Source organism: Novosphingobium sp. HR1a (assembly GCF_015594425.1).
In the GTDB taxonomy this organism is placed as follows: Bacteria; Pseudomonadota; Alphaproteobacteria; order Sphingomonadales; family Sphingomonadaceae; genus Novosphingobium; species Novosphingobium resinovorum_A.
The window spans coordinates 65149-81219 of record NZ_JABXWS010000033.1 but is presented as its reverse complement, the minus strand read 5'-3'; the positions used below and the strand labels follow the sequence as shown (position 1 = coordinate 81219).

Annotated in this window: 17 protein-coding genes; all 17 read right to left on the bottom strand. The window is 64.3% G+C overall.

The window, feature by feature from the left end; all coding sequences use genetic code 11:
• Positions 1-14 precede the first annotated feature (14 nt).
• Genes HWN72_RS06625 through HWN72_RS06545 form a run of 17 tightly spaced genes read right to left on the bottom strand, consistent with a single transcriptional unit; the run spans position 15 to position 15825 of the window.
• Complete coding sequence (locus HWN72_RS06625) at positions 15-713, bottom strand: biotin--[acetyl-CoA-carboxylase] ligase (RefSeq protein WP_036522932.1); 699 nt, start codon at positions 711-713, stop codon at positions 15-17.
• Positions 710-2173 carry an NADH-quinone oxidoreductase subunit NuoN gene (nuoN, locus tag HWN72_RS06620; RefSeq protein ID WP_036522929.1) on the bottom strand — a complete coding sequence of 488 codons (1464 nt, stop codon included), beginning with the start codon at positions 2171-2173 and terminating at the stop codon, positions 710-712. Before nuoN ends, HWN72_RS06625 begins: the two co-directional genes overlap by 4 nt.
• Positions 2173-3705: an NADH-quinone oxidoreductase subunit M gene (locus HWN72_RS06615; RefSeq protein WP_036523402.1), complete on the bottom strand. Its 1533-nt coding sequence runs from the start codon at positions 3703-3705 to the stop codon at positions 2173-2175. The genes nuoN and HWN72_RS06615 overlap by 1 nt, the downstream gene beginning before the upstream one ends.
• 4 nt (positions 3706-3709) lie before the next feature.
• Complete coding sequence (gene nuoL / locus HWN72_RS06610) at positions 3710-5821, bottom strand: NADH-quinone oxidoreductase subunit L (RefSeq protein ID WP_069707691.1); 2112 nt, start codon at positions 5819-5821, stop codon at positions 3710-3712.
• 4 nt (positions 5822-5825) lie between these two features.
• On the bottom strand, positions 5826-6131 hold the full coding sequence (gene nuoK, locus HWN72_RS06605; RefSeq protein WP_008833052.1) for an NADH-quinone oxidoreductase subunit NuoK: 306 nt from the start codon (positions 6129-6131) through the stop codon (positions 5826-5828).
• Positions 6128-6745 (bottom strand): NADH-quinone oxidoreductase subunit J, encoded by a 618-nt coding sequence (locus HWN72_RS06600; RefSeq protein ID WP_008833053.1) that lies wholly within the window; start codon positions 6743-6745, stop codon positions 6128-6130. The genes nuoK and HWN72_RS06600 overlap by 4 nt, the downstream gene beginning before the upstream one ends.
• Positions 6746-6773: 28 nt before the next feature.
• Positions 6774-7259, bottom strand: a complete 486-nt coding sequence (gene nuoI, locus HWN72_RS06595; protein WP_008833054.1) for an NADH-quinone oxidoreductase subunit NuoI — start codon at positions 7257-7259, stop codon at positions 6774-6776.
• Positions 7256-8302, bottom strand: a complete 1047-nt coding sequence (gene nuoH / locus HWN72_RS06590; protein ID WP_008833055.1) for an NADH-quinone oxidoreductase subunit NuoH — start codon at positions 8300-8302, stop codon at positions 7256-7258. The genes nuoI and nuoH overlap by 4 nt, the downstream gene beginning before the upstream one ends.
• A complete protein-coding gene (gene nuoG, locus HWN72_RS06585) occupies positions 8299-10317 on the bottom strand; it encodes an NADH-quinone oxidoreductase subunit NuoG (RefSeq protein WP_211149985.1) in 2019 nt (672 codons plus the stop codon). Before nuoG ends, nuoH begins: the two co-directional genes overlap by 4 nt.
• The gene (nuoF, locus tag HWN72_RS06580; protein ID WP_036522913.1) at positions 10317-11627 is read right to left on the bottom strand and encodes an NADH-quinone oxidoreductase subunit NuoF; all 1311 of its coding nucleotides are present in this window, start codon (positions 11625-11627) and stop codon (positions 10317-10319) included. Before nuoF ends, nuoG begins: the two co-directional genes overlap by 1 nt.
• Positions 11627-12295 carry an NAD(P)H-dependent oxidoreductase subunit E gene (locus tag HWN72_RS06575; protein WP_036522910.1) on the bottom strand — a complete coding sequence of 223 codons (669 nt, stop codon included), beginning with the start codon at positions 12293-12295 and terminating at the stop codon, positions 11627-11629. The genes nuoF and HWN72_RS06575 overlap by 1 nt, the downstream gene beginning before the upstream one ends.
• Positions 12288-12491, bottom strand: coding sequence for a hypothetical protein (locus tag HWN72_RS06570; RefSeq protein WP_008833059.1), 204 nt, complete (start codon positions 12489-12491; stop codon positions 12288-12290). The genes HWN72_RS06575 and HWN72_RS06570 overlap by 8 nt, the downstream gene beginning before the upstream one ends.
• A gap of 22 nt (positions 12492-12513) precedes the next feature.
• Positions 12514-12864 carry a nuclear transport factor 2 family protein gene (locus HWN72_RS06565; protein WP_036522908.1) on the bottom strand — a complete coding sequence of 117 codons (351 nt, stop codon included), beginning with the start codon at positions 12862-12864 and terminating at the stop codon, positions 12514-12516.
• A complete protein-coding gene (locus HWN72_RS06560; protein ID WP_036522905.1) occupies positions 12861-14066 on the bottom strand; it encodes an NADH-quinone oxidoreductase subunit D in 1206 nt (401 codons plus the stop codon). Before HWN72_RS06560 ends, HWN72_RS06565 begins: the two co-directional genes overlap by 4 nt.
• Positions 14067-14068: 2 nt before the next feature.
• The gene (locus HWN72_RS06555; protein WP_036522903.1) at positions 14069-14878 is read right to left on the bottom strand and encodes an NADH-quinone oxidoreductase subunit C; all 810 of its coding nucleotides are present in this window, start codon (positions 14876-14878) and stop codon (positions 14069-14071) included.
• Between the two features lie 6 nt (positions 14879-14884).
• A complete protein-coding gene (locus HWN72_RS06550) occupies positions 14885-15412 on the bottom strand; it encodes an NADH-quinone oxidoreductase subunit B family protein (RefSeq protein WP_197524448.1) in 528 nt (175 codons plus the stop codon).
• 38 nt (positions 15413-15450) lie between these two features.
• Complete coding sequence (locus tag HWN72_RS06545) at positions 15451-15825, bottom strand: NADH-quinone oxidoreductase subunit A (RefSeq protein ID WP_036522900.1); 375 nt, start codon at positions 15823-15825, stop codon at positions 15451-15453.
• Positions 15826-16071: the final 246 nt, after the last annotated feature.

Sequence of the window (16071 nt, the reverse complement as noted above, 5' to 3'; positions counted from 1 at the left end):
GCTCTTTCAGTTCCTCATACGAGCAGGACGTCACCCGCGTGGATCGTCCGGATCGATCCGTCAAGCAGGGCGAGGCGGAGGTTTCCGTCCTCCGCCAGTCCCGCGAACGCACCTTCGACCGCGTCTTCACCGGGCGGAAGCACCCGAAGCGGGGTTCCCTGCGGGTGTGCCGCACTCTGCCAGCGACGCAGCAGCGGGGCAAGGCCGACCGAGCGCCAGCGCTGCAGTTCGGTGTCGAAGCTGGCTGCCAGCGCCTCGGCGAAGATATCGCGGCTGGGGGCCAGCTCGCCCAGCGCAGCGGTCCGGCGACCCGGGACTTCGGGCGCATGGACGAGGTTCACACCGATGCCGACGATGACCACGCCCGAAACCATCTCCAGCAGGATGCCCGCGACCTTGGCTTCGTGAAGCAGCAGGTCGTTCGGCCACTTGAGCATCAAGCCGGAACTGACGAAGCGGGACAGCGCCTCGTGAACCGCAAGGCCCGTCAGCAGCGCCAGCGTGGCAGGCGACGGGTCGCCCGGCGCGATGCGCACCACGGTCGAGCCCATGAAATTGCCCGCACCGTCATCCCAGACGCGGCCAAGACGCCCCCTGCCCGCATTCTGCCGGTCCGCAACGAGCCAGCGGCCCTCTGGCAGGTATTCACCGCCGGAGAGCCGCTGCGCGAGATCCTGATTCGTGGACCCCGTTTCTGCTACGATTTCGATCAAAGCGTGTGGAACAGCGCGGTCGCGGCAGTGTCCGTCAGGCCCTGCAGCCATCCGCTCAGCAGATAGCCCAGCGGCGAGATGAACAGGCAGGTCACGACCAGGATCGCCTTGTGCCACACGTCGCTCTTCCACTTGATGGCATCGACCGGCTCATCGAAGTAGATCACCTTGACGACCTTCAGGTAGTAGAACGCGCCGATCACCGAGGCCGCGAAGCCGATCGCCGCGAGCGGCATCATGTTCGCATCGACGGCAGCCTTGAACACCAGGAACTTGCCCCAGAAGCCGAACATCGGCGGGATACCGGCAAGGCTGAACATCACGAATGCCAGCGCAGCGGCAAGACCCGGACGGGTGCGCGAGAGGCCCGCGTACTGGCCGATTTCCTCGACGTTGTCGCCGTTCTCGTCCCGCAGCATCAGCACGGTGACGAAGCCCGCAACGGTCATCGCGACATAGATCACGAGGTAGAACAGCATCGCCGAAGCACCCTGCGGGTTCGCCGCAGCGAGGCCCACGAGGATGAAGCCGACGTTGTTGATCGACGAATAGGCCATCAGGCGCTTGATGTTCTTCTGACCGATCGCACCCAGCGCACCAACCACGATCGAGGCGAGCGCCACGAAGACGATGATCTGGCGCCATGCGTCCGACTGGTCGCCGAAGGCATCGAGCATCACGCGCATGGTCAGGCCGATGGCCGCGACCTTGCCCGAAGTGGCGAAGAACTTCGTCACCGGGGTCGGCGCGCCTTCGTAGACGTCCGGCGTCCACATGTGGAACGGCACGGCGCTGATCTTGAAGGCAAGCCCCGCCAGCATGAACACGATGCCGAACAGCGCGCCGTTGGACAGGCCACCGGCCAGCGCGGCGTTGATGCCCGCAAACGAGGTGGTGCCGGTGAAGCCGTAAGTCAGGCTCATGCCGAACAGCAGGATGCCCGAGGCCAGCGCGCCCAGCACGAAGTACTTGAGGCCCGCTTCCGCCGAGCGTCCGTCGGTCCGCACGAAGGCGGCCAGCACGTAGGCGGCCAGCGAGTTCATTTCGAGGCCGATGTACAGCGCCAGCAGATCGCCCGCCGACACCATCATGCCGCTGCCGACCGCCGCGAAGATCACGAGGATCGGGAACTCGGCCCGCATCGCGCCGAGGCGCTCGAAGAAGGCAGGCGCGACGACGAGCGTGGCGGCGGCCGAAAGGTAGATCAGGATCTTGCCGAAGGCCGAGAAGGCATCGGCGTGAACCTGGCCGAAGAACGCGGAGTAGTCCGGACCCATGTGCCCGCCGCACAGCGCGGGGGCAACGAGGAATGCGGCCCCGACCAGCGCCGTGACGGCAAGGATCGAGATCAGGCGGCTTGCCTTGTCACCGCCCCAGGCGGCGATCAGAAGCAGGATCAGACCTGCAATGCTCAGCGTTTCTTCCGGCGCGATCAGGCGCAGGGAGTGCGACCAGTCCATCAGTGTGACCCCCCATGCGCAGCGGCTTCTTCGTGCGCAGGCTTAGCTTTTCCAGGTGTAGGCGCGCTGTCGCCGGCCGGCTTGGCACGGGCGAGGCGCGCGTCGAGCGCGGCGATGTCGGCACGCATCGGAGCGATGAAGCTCTCGGGATACACACCCATCCACAGCGCGGCGAGCGCGAGCGGGATGACCATCGCCAGTTCGCGGGCGTCGAGGTCGGGCATCGCGGCAGCATCGGCGTTCTTCTGCTCGCCGAACACGACCCGGCGGTAGAGGTACAGCATGTAGGCCGCGCCCAGGATGATGCCGGTGGTGCAGATCAGCGCCGTCCAGGTCGAGACCTGATAGATGCCGCCGAGGCTCAGGAATTCGCCGACGAACCCGCTGGTGCCCGGCAGGCCGATCGAGGCCATCGTGAACAGCAGAAAGAACACGGCGTAACGCGGCATGTTGATCGCGAGGCCGCCGTAACGGCTGATCTCGCGGGTGTGCAGGCGATCATAGATGACGCCGACGCACAGGAACAGCGCGCCTGCGACCAGACCGTGGCTGAGCATCACCAGCATCGAGCCTTCGAGGCCCTGCACGTTGAAGGCGAACAGGCCGATGGTGACGATCGCCATGTGCGCGACCGACGAATAGGCGATCAGCTTCTTCATGTCGCTCTGCACCAGCGCAATCAGCGAGGTGATGACGACGGCGGCCATCGACAGGCCCCACACCAGAGGTCCGAAATAGACCGAGGCTTCGGGGAACATCGGCAGCGAGAAGCGGATGAAGCCGTAGCCGCCCATCTTCAGCAGCACGCCCGCCAGGATGACCGAGCCGCCCGTCGGCGCCTGAACGTGCGCGGCGGGAAGCCAGGTGTGGACCGGCCACATCGGCATCTTCACCGCGAAGCTGGCGAAGAAGGCGAGCCACAGCCAGGTCTGGACATGCGGGTCGAAGTCGTAGGCCATCAGCGTCGGGATGTCGCTGGTCCCGGCCGTGTGGACCATCCACAGCATCGCGACGAGCATCAGCACCGAGCCGAGCAGCGTGTAGAGGAAGAACTTGTACGAAGCGTAGATGCGGTCCGCACCGCCCCAGATGCCGATGATGAGATACATCGGGATCAGACCGGCTTCGAAGAACATGTAGAACAGGTACATGTCCTGCGCCATGAACACGCCGAGCATGAACACTTCGACGAGCAGGAAGGCGGCCATGTATTCGCCCACGCGCTTCTCGATCGAGCGGCTCGCGCCGATGCAGATCGGCATGAGGAAGACCGAGAGCATGATGAGCAGCAGGGCGATGCCATCGATGCCGAGGGCGTAAGAGAAGCCCGAGAAGATGTTCAGGCGCTCGGTGAACTGCCACTGGGCGCCGCCCACGTCGAAGTTCATCCACAGGGCGATGCCGAGGACGAGATCGACGAGGGTTGCGAGCAGCGCGACGGTGCGCGCCGCTTTCGCTTCGAGGAAGAGGCATGCCAGTGCGCCGAGGAGCGGCACCAGCAGCATCAGGCTGAGGATCGGAAAACCAGTCATCATCTTATCCCGCGATCACCCAGCTGATGGCGCCGACAAGGCCCAGCAGCATGACAAGAGCGTAGCTGTAGAGATAGCCCGATTGGACTTTCTGCGCGTAAGTCGAACCCCTGGCGACGACAGCCGCCGCACCGTCGGGACCGAAGCGATCGATCACGCCGATGTCGAGCACCTTCCAGAACACGCCGCCCAGCCAGAAGGCAGGCTTGACGAAGATCGTGTTGTAGAGCTCGTCGAACATCCACTTGCGGTAGACGAAGGTGTGGACCGGGCCGAGTTGGTCGGCGACCGCCTTCGGGAACGCGGTGTTCTTGATGTAGCCGTACCAGGCGGTGACGAAGCCGATGGCCATGACCGTGAACGGCGCCCACTTCACCCACATCGGAACGCCGTGCATGGCGTGGATCAGGTGCTCGTGGAAGACCAGCGCGCCCTTCCAGAACTCGCCCTCGCCTTCGGAGACGAAGGCATGGTTGAAGACGAAACCGGCAGCTACAGCGCCGACCGACAGGATCAGCAGCGGCAGCAGCATCACCAGCGGGCTTTCGTGCGGGTGATAGCCACCCGTGCCGTCGCCATGGTCGCCATAGTCCGGACCGCGCATGCCGAGTTCGGCAGGTGCGTGGGCGTGGTCATCATGCGCCGCATCATGAGCGTGGTCATCGTGACCGTGCGCGTCGTGGGCATGATCGTCATGACCGTGGCCATGGGCGTCATGCACAGCGTGCTGGACGTGCTCCGACTGGTTCCAGCGCGGCTTGCCGAAGAAGGTCAGGAAGACCAGGCGCCACGAATAGAAGCTCGTCATGAGCGCGGCGAAAATGCCCATCCAGAAGGCGAACGTGCCGACCTGGCTGCCCGAACCGAAGGCCGCTTCGAGGATCGCGTCCTTCGAGTAGAAGCCCGCGAAGCCGATCACGCCGGCAATGCCGACACCGGTGATGGCCAGCGTACCCGCCGTCATCGTCCAGAAGGTGATCGGGATCTTCTTACGCAGACCGCCGTAGAAACGCATGTCCTGCTCGTGGTGCATCGCGTGGATGACCGAACCGGCGCAGAGGAACAGCAGGGCCTTGAAGAAGGCGTGCGTGAACAGGTGGAACATGGCCGCACCGAACGCGCCCGAACCGGCCGCGAAGAACATGTAGCCCAGCTGCGAACAGGTCGAATAGGCGATGACGCGCTTGATGTCCCACTGCGTGCAGCCGATCGTGGCGGCGAAGAAGCAGGTGCAGGCACCGATCACGGCGACGACGTGCATCGCGGTCTCGCTCTGCTCGAACATCGGCGAGAGACGGCAGACCATGAAGACGCCCGCGGTGACCATGGTGGCCGCGTGGATCAGCGCCGACACCGGGGTCGGGCCTTCCATCGCGTCGGGAAGCCAGGTGTGCAGGCCAAGCTGCGCCGACTTGCCCATCGCGCCCACGAACAGCAGCAGGCACAGCACCGTCATGGTGTCGAACCGGTGGCCGAGGAAGCCGATGGTGGAACCGGCCATCGTCGGCGCGGCGTGCAGGATCTCGGGGATCGAGACCGTGCCGAACACCAGATAGGTGCCGAAGATGCCGAGCATGAAGCCAAGGTCGCCCACGCGGTTGACCACGAAGGCCTTGATCGCGGCGGCGCCGGCCGAAGGCTTGCGGAACCAGAAGCCGATCAGGAGGTACGAGGCAAGGCCCACGCCTTCCCAACCGAAGAACATCTGCACCAGGTTGTCCGCCGTCACCAGCATGAGCATGGCGAAAGTGAACAGCGAGAGGTACGCGAAGAAGCGCGGCTGATCCGGCTCCTCGCTCATGTAGCCCCAAGAATAGAGGTGCACGAGCGCCGAGACCGAGGTGATGACCACGAGCATGACGGCGGTGAGCGTATCCACGCGCAGCGCCCAGTCGAAGGTCATCGTGCCCGAGGCCACCCACTTCAGGACCGGGAAGACGCTGGCTTCAGCGCTGCCGGTCAGGAAGGCAATGAAGATCGGCCAGGACAGGCCGCAGGCGATGAACAGCGCGCCGGTCGTCAGCACCTTGGGCACGACGAAGCCGAGCGACTTGTTCGCGAACCCGGCAAGGATCGACGCCAGCAGCGGCAGGAAGACGATGAGGTAGATCGACACGGACTTACCCCTTCATCCGGTTGACGTCGTCGACGGCGATGGTGCCGCGGCCACGGAAGTAGATCACGAGGATAGCAAGCCCCACTGCGGCCTCGCCCGCAGCCACCGTCAGCACGAACATGGCGAAGATCTGGCCAGTCAGGTCGTGCAGGAAGGCGCTGAACGCGACGAGGTTGATGTTCACCGCAAGCAGGATCAGTTCGATCGACATCAGGATGACGATGATGTTCTTGCGGTTGATGAAGATGCCGAGGACGCCGAGCACGAAGAGGATCGAGCTCACGACCACGTAATGTTCGACGCCGATCACAGCGAGACCCCCTTGCCGATTTCAGGCTTGACGTTGACCGTCGCGTCCTGCGGACGGCGCTGGTTCTGCTTGCTGATCTTCTGGCCGCGCGTGTCGTTACGCTGGCGATGGGTCAGCACGATGGCACCGATCATGGCGACGAGCAGGATGACGCCCGCTGCCTCGAACAGGAACAGGTAGCGGCTGTAGAGCAGTCCGCCGATCGCCTCGATGTTCGAGAGACCCGCAGCCGTTGCAGCAGTACCATCCGGCGTGCCCAGTTCCAGGTTACCGGCGCGGTAGGCACCGATGCCCAGCACGATCTCGGCCAGCAGCACGATGGCCACCAGCGCCCCGAACGGGAAGTAGCGGACGAAACCGGCGCGCAGTTCGGCGAAGTCGATGTCGAGCATCATGACGACGAACAGGAACAGCACCGCGACCGCACCGACGTAGACGATGACCAGCAGCGCCGCGATGAACTCGGCGCCGGTCAGCACCATCAGGCCGGCGGCGTTGAAGAACGCCAGGATCAGCCAGAGCACCGAATGCACCGGGTTGCGCGAGAGGATGGTGATGGCGCCGGAGGCCACCGTCATCACCGCGAAGAGGTAGAAGGCGATAATATGGATCATGGGAAGCCCGTTTCCTTGCGCGCGCCGGTTAACGGTACGGCGCGTCGGCTTCAAGGTTCGCGGCGATAGCACGCTCCCACTTGTCCCCGTTCGCCAGCAGCTTGGCCTTGTCGTAGAGCAGTTCTTCGCGCGTTTCGGTCGCGTATTCGAAGTTCGGCCCTTCGACGATGGCATCGACCGGGCAGGCTTCCTGGCAGAAGCCGCAGTAGATGCACTTGGTCATGTCGATGTCGTAGCGCGTGGTGCGGCGCGAACCGTCGACGCGGGGCGCCGCCTCGATGGTGATCGCCTGCGCCGGACAGATCGCTTCGCACAGCTTGCAGGCGATGCAGCGTTCCTCGCCGTTGGGATAACGGCGCAGGGCGTGCTCACCACGGAAGCGGGGCGAAAGCGGGTTCTTCTCGAACGGGTAGTTGATCGTCGCCTTGGGCTTGAAGAAATACTTCAAGGTCAGCCAGTGCGCCTTCACGAACTCCCAGAGCGTGAAGCTCTTGATGAGGTATGCGACGGTCATGCGAAGTGTCCGGTAGCCATGAGGTAGCCGCTGACGATCACGACGAAAGCGAGCGAAACGGGGAGGAAGACCTTCCAGCCCAGGCGCATCAGCTGGTCGTAACGGTAACGGGGCACCGTCGCCTTGACCCAGCTGAATACGAAGAAGAAGAAGAAGATCTTGAGCAGGAACCACACGAAGCCCGGGATCAGGTACAGAACCGGGATATCGAGCGGCGGCAGCCAGCCACCCCAGAACAGCGTCGCGTTGAGCGCGCACATCAGGAGCACGTTGGCATATTCACCCAGCCAGTAGGCGGCGAAGGCCATCGACGAATATTCGGTCTGGTAACCGGCGACGAGTTCGGATTCCGCTTCGGTAAGATCGAACGGCGCGCGCTGCGTTTCCGCAAGGCTCGACACCAGGAACATCACCCACATCGGGAACAGCAGCGGGTTCGCGACGAAGCCGTTGATGATGCCGAGGACGTGGCCCTTCTGCGCGAGGACGATGCCGTTCATGTTGAACGTGCCCGCCCACAGGACGACGCAGATCAGGATGAAGCCGATCGAGACTTCGTAGGAGATCATCTGCGCCGAAGCGCGCATCGCCGAGAAGAACGGGTACTTCGAGTTCGAAGCCCAGCCCGCCATGATCGTGCCGTAGACGCCCAGCGAGCTGATCGCGAGGACATAGAGCAGGCCGATGTTGATGTTGGCCAGGATCGCGTTCGAATTGAACGGGATCACCGCCCAGGCCATCAGCGCCACGGTGAAGGTCACGACCGGCGCGATCAGGAAGATGCCCTTGTTCGCGGCCGAAGGGATGATGGTTTCCTGCAGGAAGACCTTCAGGCCATCCGCGAAGGACTGCAGCAGACCGAACGGGCCGACCACGTTGGGACCACGGCGCAGCGCCATGGCGGCCCAGATCTTGCGGTCGACGTAGATGATCATCGCGACGGCCAGCATCAGCGGCAGCGCGATCAGCAGGATGCCGCAGATCGTCGAGAGCAGCCATGCCCCCTCGAAAGGCATCCCGAGGGACTGGAAGAACGAAGTCATTCCGCGGCCTCCGCGAACTCTTCACCGTGCAGCAGCTCGGCCGAGCAACGCTGCATCGTCGCGCTGGCGCGCGCGATCGGGTTGGTCATGTAGAAGTCCTTGATCGGATAGGCGATCGCGCCCGAAGCCGAACCGCCACCCGCCGGGAGCGCAGCGCCGTAGTCGGCCAGACCCTCGACGCCGAGCGCCGGGACCGAGGCGACCATGGCGGCGCGAAGCTGGTCGAAGCTGTCGAAGCCAACCGAGACGCCGAAGGCGTCGGCCAGTGCGCGCAGGATCGTCCAGTCCTCACGCGCGTCGCCGGGCGCGAAGACGGCCTTGTCGGCGAACTGCACGCGGCCTTCGGTGTTGACGTAAGTGCCGGCCTTCTCCGTGTAGGCCGAGGCGGGCAGGATCACGTCGGCAGCGTGCGCCGCCTTGTCACCGTGGTGACCGATGTAGACGATCATCGAGTCTGCGAACCTGGTGTAGTCCACTTCGTCGGCGCCGAGCGAGATCAGCACCTTGGGCTTGGCGGCGGCGAGGTCGGCGATGCCGCCCTTCTGCGCGTAGCCCAGCATCAGGCCGCCCATGCGCGAAGCGGCCATGTGCAGGACGTTGAAGCCGTTCCAGGCGGTGCCGTCTTCCAGAGTGCGGACAAGGTTGAACTGGCCTGCAAGAGCAAGGCCGGCTTCCAGACCGCCACGGCCGAGAGCCGCGCCGCCCAGGATCACCGCCGGGCGCTTGGCGCCCGAAAGCGCCTCCGCGACGTGGCCCGGCAGGTTGCCGATCAGCGAGAGGTCTTCGCCGAGGAACTCGCCGCCGAAGGTGGTTTCCCACTCGGGACCGATCAGGAACACCTTGGCGCCGCGCTTCACGGCCTTGCGCAGACGGACGTTGACCGTCGGCGCTTCCCAGCGAACCATCGAGCCGACGATCAGGATGGCATCGGCCGTCTCGATGTCGTTGAAGGTGGTGTTGAAGTTGACGGCGGCCAGGCTCGACGTATCGTAGTCCATGCCGGTCTGGCGACCTTCGAGGAGGGTCGAGCCGAGCGCACCGACGAGCGCCTTGGCGGCGAACATCGTCTCGCAATCGACCATGTCGCCCGCGACAGCCGCGATCGAGGCGCCGGGGTTCAGGGTCGACAGCGCGGCGAAAGCCTCGTTCCAGGTGGCCTGGACCAGCTTGCCGTCACGGCGCAGGAACGGCTTGTCGAGGCGGCGCTTGGTCAGGCCGTCGACCTGGAAGCGCGCCTTGTCGCTCAGCCATTCCTCGTTCACGTCGTCGTTGTTGCGCGGAAGTGCGCGGAGCACTTCGCGGCCGCGCGCGTCGATGCGGATGTTGGCGCCGGTCGCGTCCGAAACGTCGATCGAGAGCGTCTTCTTCAGCTCCCACGGACGCGCTTCGAACGCATAAGGACGGCTGGTGAGCGCGCCGACCGGGCAGAGGTCGATCACGTTGGCCGACATCTCGTGATGCGCGGCCTCCTCCAGATACGTGGTGATCTGCATCGTCTCGCCGCGATAGAGCGCGCCGATCTCGTCCACGCCGGCGATCTCTTCCGAGAAGCGCACGCAGCGGGTGCAGTGGATGCAGCGCGTCATCGTGGTCTTGATGAGCGGGCCCATGTACTTCTCGGTCACCGCGCGCTTGTGCTCGTGATACCGCGAACCGCCGCGACCGTAGGCGACCGACTGGTCCTGCAGGTCGCACTCGCCGCCCTGATCGCAGATCGGGCAGTCGAGCGGGTGGTTGATGAGAAGGAATTCCATCACCCCTTCCCGCGCCTTCTTGACCATTTCGGAGTCCGTGCGGATCTCCTGGCCTTCGGTGGCGGGAAGCGCGCAGCTTGCCTGCGGCTTGGGCGGTCCGGGCTTCACTTCGACCAGGCACATGCGGCAGTTGCCGGCGATGCTCAGGCGCTCGTGATAGCAGAAGCGCGGGATTTCCTTGCCGGCGAGTTCGGCGGCCTGCAGCACGGTGGCGCCTGCAGGAACGTCGATCTCGACGCCGTCTACTTTTACCTTAGGCATTATTCTGCAGCCTCTTGCAGCGAGCCGTGGCGCGCTTCGATACGGCGCTCGATCTCGGGACGGAAGTGCTTGATGAGGCCCTGGATCGGCCACGCGGCTGCGTCGCCGAGCGCGCAGATGGTGTGGCCTTCGACCTGCTTGGTGACCTGCTGGAGCATGTCGATTTCCTCGACATGCGCGTCGCCGGTGCGCAGGCGTTCCATCACGCGCCACATCCAGCCGGTGCCTTCACGGCACGGCGTGCACTGGCCGCAGCTCTCATGCTTGTAGAAGTACGAGAGGCGCGAAATGGCGCGGACGATGTCCGTGGATTTGTCCATGACGATGACGGCGGCGGTGCCGAGGCCCGAGCCGACCGCCTTGAGGCCGTCGAAGTCCATCGGCGCGTCCCAGATGTCGGCCGAGGGCACCAGCGGCACCGACGAACCGCCGGGGATCACCGCCAGCAGGTTGTCGCGGCCGCCGCGAATACCACCGCAGTGACGCTCGATCAGTTCGCTGAACGGGATCGACATCTCTTCCTCGACCACGCAGGGACGGTTCACGTGCCCGCTGATCTGGAAGAGCTTGGTGCCCTTGTTGTTCTCGCGCCCGAAGGAAGAGAACCACGAGGCGCCGCGACGCAGGATGGTCGGAGCCACCGCGATCGATTCCACGTTGTTCACCGTGGTCGGGCAGCCGTAGAGGCCCGCGCCGGCCGGGAACGGCGGCTTCAGGCGGGGCTGGCCCTTCTTGCCTTCGAGGCTTTCGATCATCGCGGTTTCTTCGCCGCAGATGTAGGCGCCGGCACCGCGATGGACGAAGACGTCGAAGTCGTAGCCCGAACCCGCCGCGTTCTTGCCCAGCAGGCCCGCCGCATAGGCTTCCTCACGCGCGGCGAAGAGCACTTCGGCCTCGCGGATGTATTCGCCGCGGATGTAGATGTAGGCTGCCCGCGCACCCATCGCGAAACCGGCCACCAGAGCGCCTTCGAACAGCAGGTGCGGATCGTGGCGCATGATCTCGCGGTCCTTGCACGAACCCGGTTCGGATTCGTCCGCGTTGATGACCAGGAAGCTGGGCTTGGGGTTGCCGTTCTGGTCGAGCGGCGGCTGCTTGGGCATGAAGGACCACTTCATGCCGGTGGGGAAGCCCGCACCGCCGCGACCGCGCAGACCCGATGCCTTCATCTCGTCGATGATGGCGTCACGTCCGCGCGCGATCAGGTCCTTGGTGTTGTCCCAGGCGCCGCGCGCCTGCGCTTCCTTCAGGTTCCACGGCTGGAAGCCGTAGAGGTTGGTGAAGATGCGATCCTTATCGAGGAGAGCCATTACCACTCGCTCCGATAGTCATGGTTTTCGGTCATCATGGCGACGAGGTTGGTCGGCTCACCCACCGGTTCCACGGTGTGACGGGCCGGGTCCTGCGTGCCCGCCTTCGGCGTCTCGCCGCGCGCCAGTGCGTCGAGCACGGCGTTCAGGCGGTCCGAGGTCAGGTCCTCGTAGTTGTCGTCGTTGATCTGGACCATCGGGGCCGAGGCGCAGTTGCCCATGCACTCGACTTCGGTGAACGACCAGAGGCCGTCTGCCGAGATGTGGCCCTTCTTCATGCCGCGCGACTTGCAGGTCGCCAGCAGATCGTCCGAACCGCGCAGCATGCACGGGGTGGTGCCGCAGACCTGCACGTGGAAGCGGCCGATCGGCGCGATGTTGTACATCGTGTAAAACGAGGCGACCTCGACCACGCGGATGATCGGCATGTCGAGCTCAGCCGCGACATATTCCATCACCGGGATCGGCAGCCAGCCCTGCGTGTTCTCTTCGGCGCCGACCTGGCGCTGGGCAAGGTCGAGCAGCGGCATCACCGCCGAGCGCTGACGCCCTTCGGGATAGCGCGCGACGATGTCCTTGGCCTTGGCGGCGTTCGCCTCGGTCCAGGCAAAATTACCCCAACGGGCCCGCAATTCGGGCGTATCGGGTTCGATATAGCGGTCAGCCATGCTTACCTCTGCGCTTCAGCCACTGATCCTGGCCGAAAAAGAAAATCTCGAAGCCGCCGATGGCAGTCGCCAGCATGGCGATCATCGGCGAGGGAGCGATCCCGAGCCAAAGAACGACGAAGTAGAGCCCGACGAGGAACAGACCCGTGAGGGTCGCCCAGATGCGGATCATTTCTACAGTGTTGAACTTCGTCACAGGTCCCACCCCTTTGCGATCATCAACGAATGAATTCGACGCGCGAACACTTGTCGCCTTCGAAGCTGTAGACCGCGATCACGTCGAACGGGTCCACGAGTTCCGAACCGTCGCTCGCAGGGCCGCGCGTCACGTGCTCGCGCATCAGCACGTAAGCGCCGATCTGCGAGGCTTCGACGATCTCGGCCTTGTTCTGCGGCCACTTGGCGAAAGCGGCGGCGAGGCCCGAGCGGGTGCCTTCCTTGCCTTCGCGCACTACGGCGCCACGATAGTTCGCTTCGCAGGCATCATCGGTCATGTACGAAACGTACGTGTCCACGTCCTGCGCGTTGTAGGCCGCGATCATGGCCTTTGCGGTGTCCAGGTTGCTCAACGGTCGCACTCCCCGAACACGATATCCATGGCGCCCAGGATCGCCGTGGCGTCAGGCAGCATGTGACCCTTGGACATGAAGTCCATCGCTTGCAGGTGACTGAACGCGGTCGGGCGGATCTTGCAGCGGTAAGGCTTGTTGGAGCCGTCCGAGACGAGATAGACGCCGAATTCACCCTTTGGGCTTTCGGTCGCGACGTAGACTTCGCCCGCCGGGACGTGGAAGCCTTCGGTGTAGAGCTTGAAGTGATGGATCAGCGATTCCATCGAGCTCTTCATCTCGGCGCGCTTGGGCGGAACCACCTTGCGGTCGGTGGAGGCCACCGGACCTTCGGGCATCTCGCGCAGGCACTGCTTCATGATGCGGGCCGACTGGCGCACTTCCTCAGCGCGGCACATGAAGCGGTCGTAGCAGTCGCCGCTGGTGCCGACGGGAACCTCGAAGTCCATGCGGTCATAGACGTCGTAGGGCTGCGCCTTGCGGATATCCCAGGCGATGCCCGAACCGCGGATCATCGGGCCGGAGAAGCCCCATGCCAGCGCGTCTTCCTTCGATACCGTGGCGATATCGACGTTGCGCTGCTTGAAGATGCGGTTGTCGGCGACGAGGCTCAGTGCATCCTCGAACAGTTCCGGCAGGCGCGTGTCGAGCCAGTCGGCGATGTCGGTCAGCAGCTTGAGCGGCACGTCCTGATGCACGCCGCCGGGACGGAACCAGGCCGAGTGCATGCGGGCGCCCGAGGCGCGCTCGAAGAAGTTGAGGCAATCCTCGCGGATTTCGAACAGCCACAGGTTCGGCGTCATCGCGCCGATGTCCATGATGTGCGAACCCATGTTCATCATGTGGTTGCAGATGCGGGTCAGCTCGGCGAACAGCACGCGAAGGTACTGGGCGCGCAGCGGAACCTCAAGGTTCAGCAGCTTCTCGATCGCGAGCACATAGGAGTGCTCCATGCCGAGCGGCGAGCAGTAGTCCAGGCGGTCGAAGTACGGCAGCGCCTGGAGGTAGGTCTTGTGCTCGATCAGCTTCTCAGTGCCGCGATGGAGCAGGCCGACGTGCGGATCGATCCGCTCGATGATCTCTCCGTCCAGCTCCATGACCATGCGCAGAACGCCGTGGGCCGCCGGGTGCTGGGGACCGAAGTTGATCGTGTAGTTGGTGATGACCTCGTCGCCGGTGGTGGGCGACTGTTCAAGCAGCATGCTCACTTGGCGTCTCCCTTGTCCGGACGGCTTTCGGTTTCCTTGGGCGCCTCAGGGGCCTTCCCGTCTTCGGTCTTGGCCGGAGCGGGCGCGGATTCCTTTTCGGCGGCCTTTTCGTTCGCCTTGTCACCGGCGCCGGTATCGGCCTTGCTCTCGGTCGCCTTGGGCGTCGGAGCGGCGGCCGGGGCTGCGGGCGCAGGCGCCTTCTCGTCACCCGGCAGGATGTAGTCGGCGCCTTCCCACGGGCTCATGAAGTCGAACTGGCGCAGATCCTGCGCGAGGCTGACCGGCTCGTACACAACGCGCTTGTCCTCTTCGGAATAGCGCAGTTCCTGGTAGCCGGTGAGCGGGAAGTCCTTGCGGAACGGGTGACCCTCGAAACCGTAGTCGGTGAGGATGCGGCGCAGGTCCTTGTTGCCGGCGAAGATCACGCCGTACATGTCGAACACTTCGCGTTCCAGCCAGCCGGCGTTCGGCCACAGCGTGGTGATCGTAGGGACCGGGGTGTGCTCAGCCGCCGTCACCTTCGCCATGATGCGATGGTTCTTCGTGACCGAGAGCAGCATGTAGACGACTTCGAAACGCTCAGGACGCGACGGATAGTCGACGCCGGCGATTTCCATCATCTGCTGATATTCGTGATCGTCGCGCAGGATGCGCAGCGCGTTCTCGATCTCGTCACGCGCGATGGTGAGCACGATCTCGCCATGCTCCTCCTTCGCGGAGACGAGCTTGGGGCCCAGCGCGGCGACGAGAGCGTCGAGGACGCCCTCGTTCGAGGCGATCTTCGGAGCGGAATGCAGAACGGGCATCTGGCCTTACCTCTCGACGGTGCCCACGCGGCGGATCTTCCGCTGCAGCTGCATCACGCCATATAGCAGCGCTTCGGCAGTCGGCGGGCAACCCGGCACGTAGATGTCGACGGGCACGATGCGGTCGCAGCCGCGCACCACCGAGTAGCTGTAGTGATAGTAGCCGCCGCCGTTGGCGCAGCTGCCCATCGAGATGACGTACTTCGGCTCCGACATCTGGTCGTAGACCTTGCGGAGCGCCGGGGCCATCTTGTTGCAGAGCGTGCCTGCCACGATCATCACGTCCGACTGGCGCGGAGAGGCGCGCGGCGCGGCGCCGAAGCGCTCCATGTCGTAGCGGGGCATGTTGACGTGAATCATCTCGACCGCGCAGCATGCGAGGCCGAAGGTCATCCACCACAGCGAACCCGTGCGGGCCCACTGGAACAGTTCCTCGGTCGAGGTGACCAGGAAGCCCTTGTCGGACACTTCCTGATTGAGATCCTTGAAGAACGACTGGTCGGGCGCGGTGATCGCGCCGCCGACCGGCGACATCGGGGCCAGAGGCTGGCCCGCCGAGTTAACGAGCGTGCTCATTCCCAGTCCAAAGCTCCCTTTTTCCATGCATAGGCGAGGCCGATGGCCAGTTCGCCCAGGAATACCATCATCGTCGCCCAGCCGGCCCAGCCCGTCAGCTTGAGCGACACGGCCCAGGGGAACAGGAAGGCAGCTTCGAGATCGAAGATGATGAAGAGGATCGCCACCAGGTAGAATCGCACGTCGAACTGGCTGCGCGGATCTTCGAAGGCGGGGAAGCCGCACTCATATTCGCTGTTCTTGTCTGCGCTGGGCTGGTGCGTGCCGGTCAGCCGGGCAACGCCCAGCGGAAGGAACACGATCACGGACGAAAGCCCAAGCGCGATCACCAGGAAGATGAGGATCGGCAGGTATTGCGACAGATCGGTCAATGTTCTTGCCTCTTACCGCGAATGCGACGTTGGCGGACTCGAATATGTCATGGTGAGCCCGTCAAGTTGGCGCGTCCTTAGGCCAGCCTACCGCGCCTCGCAAGGGTATCCCGGCACAATAATCCGCCATTCGCATTGCATTGCAACACGACAAAGTGTCCAATCCCGCAGTTTCCCGGCGCTTGCCCACCCCGAGGCGCCTGACGCAATCGTCAAGTCGCTTCGCGCAACCGGTTTATTGCGAAT